At 60.2% G+C, this 4,049-nt stretch carries 2 protein-coding genes and 1 pseudogene; 2 read left to right on the forward strand and 1 reads right to left on the reverse strand.

The genetic code is table 11. The features are described 5' to 3' along the window. Nucleotides 1-159: 159 nt before the first annotated feature. On the reverse strand, nt 160-1,053 hold the full coding sequence (locus KGB29_RS25810) for a PA4780 family RIO1-like protein kinase (RefSeq protein WP_090452950.1): 894 nt from the start codon (nt 1,051-1,053) through the stop codon (nt 160-162). Between the two features lie 446 nt (nt 1,054-1,499). Here KGB29_RS25810 and KGB29_RS29030 point away from each other — a divergent pair. Both KGB29_RS29030 and KGB29_RS29035 read left to right on the forward strand, forming a co-directional pair. Then, nucleotides 1,500-2,588: pseudogene (locus KGB29_RS29030) on the forward strand (cache domain-containing protein); the annotation flags it as partial. Nucleotides 2,589-2,717: 129 nt separating this feature from the next. Further along, entirely contained in the window at nt 2,718-3,446 is a 729-nt protein-coding gene (locus KGB29_RS29035) for a methyl-accepting chemotaxis protein (RefSeq protein ID WP_371317838.1), read from the forward strand. Nucleotides 3,447-4,049: the final 603 nt, after the last annotated feature.

The raw sequence follows: 4,049 nt of genomic DNA on the forward strand, positions 1-4,049 counted from the left end.
ACTGTGTTTGCCAATGTCGATACCGAGAAGCGTCATCGTGTTCATGAGAGATCCTCCGCCGAAAACGAGAAAAGCCCTGCAAGCGTAAACCTGCAGGGCTTCTCGGTCAGGCTGACCATCTCATTAAACCCGGCCGAAGCCGGGTTTTTCTTTAACCGATCACTGCATCCACGGTGGAGGCGGTTCTTCGGTCTTGCCCGGCGGCGCATCGTCCGCCGCGCGTACGGCTTGCCTGCGCTCTTCATCCAGGCGCGCGGCCTCGATCTCGCGCATGATTCCGCCCACGTCAGCCAGCTCTTCCGTGTCGGCGAACTCGCCGGTCAGGACACTGGCCGGGTGCAAGGTGCCAGCCTCGTACAAGGCCCACATTTCCTTGGCGTATTTGGTCTTCTTCAACTCCGGTGCAAACCGCCCGAAGTAGGACGCCATGTTGCCCACGTCCCGCTCCAGCATGCTGAACGCGTGGTTGTTGCCAGCCGCATCCACCGCTTGCGGCAGGTCGATAATCACCGGGCCGGTCGGCGTCAGCAGCACGTTGAACTCCGACAGGTCGCCGTGCACCAGACCGGTACACAACATCAGCACGATCTGCGAAATCAGGAACGCGTGATACTCGCGCGCCTGGTCCGGTTCCAGCACCACATCGTTCAGGCGCGGCGCGGCATCGCCGTACTCGTCGGCCACCAGCTCCATGAGCAGCACGCCTTCGAGGAAGTCGAACGGCTTGGGCACCCGCACACCGGCACTGGCCAGACGGAACAGCGCCGCCACTTCGGCGTTCTGCCAGGCGTCCTCGGTTTCCTTGCGGCCAAACTTGGAGCCCTTGGCCATCGCACGGGCCTGACGGCTGTTGCGCACCTTGCGGCCTTCCTGGTACTCGGCCGCCTGACGGAAACTGCGTTTATTCGCCTCCTTGTAAACCTTCGCGCAACGCAACTCGTTGCCGCAGCGCACCACATAAACAGCTGCTTCTTTACCACTCATGAGTGGGCGCAGCACCTCGTCGACCAGACCGTCCTCGATCAGGGGTTCAATGCGTTTTGGAGTCTTCATCAGCTTTTATTGTGGGTCCTTTATTACCAAACACGCGAAAGTCATTCGTTATACGGCAATCCACTCACGGGGGGGAGGGGTTGCCGACTTATGAACATTGCAGATGCACACAATGTACCGTTCTCATCAGGTAAAACCGACGACCGCCATGGTCGTTCCAGATCATAGCCGAGCCTGCCTCACTTGTTGTGCAGAGGCATTGAGGGCAATTGCGACAGAAGCTGACACCACAGTTCATACCTTCCGTAGGATTTTTCCCAACAGGCCTCAATTTCCTCCGATAACAGCCGAAGTCCTAAGTGACAAAGTGATTTGTCCGACAATCGCTCCCCCAATAATAGCGATGCCGCACTCAAGGACCCGGGTTGACCAAGAACGTTTACGGCTGCCAATAAAACCGCGAGTCATCTGCACTGCGTGGGCCTACAAGAAAATCTGGAGCGCGGATGAACATCAAACAGAAGTTGACCTGGGCGTTTGCAATCATCGCCTGCCTGCCCGTGGTGCTGGTCGCCACCCTCGTTGTGCTGAACCTGCGCAGTGATGCCAGGGACGAATTCGTCGACGGCAGTGCCCGCGAGATTCGTCAGGTCAGCAATGCCATGCAATTGTTCTTTGACGGCATCAGCCAGAACGTCGATTACCTGGCCAAGCAGCCGCTGATCCGAAACTCCGACGACAGCCTCAAGACTTACATGGCCGCCAACGCCGAAAGCGTCCCTCAGGGGGAGGCTGACAAAAAAGTCTTCGCCCTGCTCCAGGATCTGGGCAACAGCCACCCGGCCTACGCCTATGCCATCCTCGGCACGGCGGCGGGCGGCTATGTGTCGTGGCCGGATGATCCTAAGCTGAATAACTACGACCCGCGCCAGCGCCCCTGGTACAAGGCCGCCCAGGCCAAACCGGGCAAGCCGTTTCGCACCGAGGCCTACTACTGGGCCCAGGATGACGCGACCTATGTCAGCACCGTGCGCACCATCGACAACAAGCTGGGCACCAACGGCGGCGTGGTCAGCATCGACGTGACGCTCAAGCAGCTCACCGAAATCGTCAAACAGATCAAGCTCGGTGAAACCGGCTACCTGATGCTGCTGGAAAACACCGGCATGGTCCTGGTGGACCCGAAACAACCGGAACACAACTTCAAACCGCTGAGCACCCTTGGCGACGGCTACGCGCAACTGGCCAAGGCCGGCAAGGGCCTGGTGGAAGTGGAGCTGAACGGCGAGCACTACATGGCCAACGTCTGGCCGTCTGAACAACTGGGCTGGACCTTCATCGGCCTGATCAAACAGGACGACGTGATGAGCTCCGCGACCCAGTTGACCTGGTTGATCGCCATCATCGCCGCCGCCCTGGCCGTCATCTTCGCCATCGTCGGCGCCAGTTTTGCCAGCCTCATCGTGCGCCCGATCCGCAGCGTGGCCAGCGGCCTGGAAGGCATCGCCCAGGGCGAAGGCGACCTGACCCAGAACCTGCAAATCCGTGGCAACGATGAAACCGCGCAACTGGCCAACTGGTTCAACCAGTTCCTGACTGCGATTCGCAACCTGATCCAGAACATCGGTGGCGCGGCGGGCAAAATCCTCGCCACGTCCAAGAGTTCGACCCAGGTCTCCAGCGACATGGCCGAAGCCGCCGGACGCCAGCGTGAAGCGGTGGACATGGTCTCCACGGCGTTCCACGAAATGGTCGCCACCGCCAACGAAGTCGCGCGCTCTTGCAGCCAGGCGGCGGAGTCTGCCGACAGTGGCCAGCGCCAGGCGCGCGAAGGTCAGCAACAGATCGATGCGGCGGTGAACAGCGTGGATCGCCTGAGCCAGGAAATCGAACAGTCGGCCCAGTCGATGCAACAGCTCGAACGCGACAGCAACGACATCCAGTCGATCCTGGGGACCATCCGCTCGATCGCTGAACAGACCAACCTGCTGGCGCTGAACGCCGCGATCGAAGCGGCCCGGGCCGGTGAACAGGGACGCGGCTTTGCCGTGGTGGCTGACGAAGTGCGGGCCCTGGCCAAGCGCACGGCCGACTCCACGGCGGAAATCGACGGGCTGCTGGGCAACCTGGCCAAACGCACCAGCCAGGTGACCCAACAGATGCACGCCAGCCTGGAAGTGTCCCAGCAATCGGTGACGCGCATCGGCGAAGCGCGCAACAGCTTCGGGCAGATCCGCGAATCGGTGGACGTGATCCGCGACATGAACACCCAAATCGCCACGGCGGCGGAACAACAGCATCAGGTGGCTGAAGACATCAACCGGCACATCAGCCAGATCCATGGCGATGCGCAGTTGGTGGCGGAACTGGCCAACTCGGCCCGCCTGGACTCCCAGAGCCTGGCCGGGTTGTCCAATGAACTGGACGGGTTGGTGCGCAGGTTCCGTACCTGATCAACCGGCACACCCCATAACCCTGTGGGAGCGAGCTTGCTCGCGAAAGCGGTATGGCAGTCAACATTGATCTTGACGCTGATGGCCCCATCGCGAGCAAGCTCGCTCCCACAAGGTTTCGGTGTCGCTCACATAATCTGAGCCAGGCACAAAATCTGTGGGAGCGGGCTTGCTCGCGAAAGCGGTATGGCAGTCAACATGGATGTCGAAGCTGATGGCCCCATCGCGAGCAGGCTCGCTCCCACAAAGTTTCGGTGTCGTTCACATAATCTGAGCCAGGCACAAAACCTGTGGGAGCGGGCTTGCTCGCGAAAGCGGTATGGCAGTCAACAGGGATGTTGAAGCTGATGGCCTCTTCGCGAGCAAGCCCGCTCCCACAAGGTTTCGGTGTCGCTCACATAATCTGAGCCAGGCACAAAATCTGTGGGAGCGGGCTTGCTCGCGAAAGCGGTATGGCAGTCAACATTGATGTTGAAGCTGATGGCCCCATCGCGAGCAAGCTCGCTCCCACAAGGTTTCGGTGTCGCTCACATAATCTGAGCCAGGCACAAAATCTGTGGGAGCGGGCTTGCTCGCGAAAGCGGTATGGCAGTCAACATGGAT

It is taken from the genome of Pseudomonas sp. BF-B-30 (assembly GCF_019956305.1).
Classification (GTDB): Bacteria; Pseudomonadota; Gammaproteobacteria; order Pseudomonadales; family Pseudomonadaceae; genus Aquipseudomonas; species Aquipseudomonas jessenii.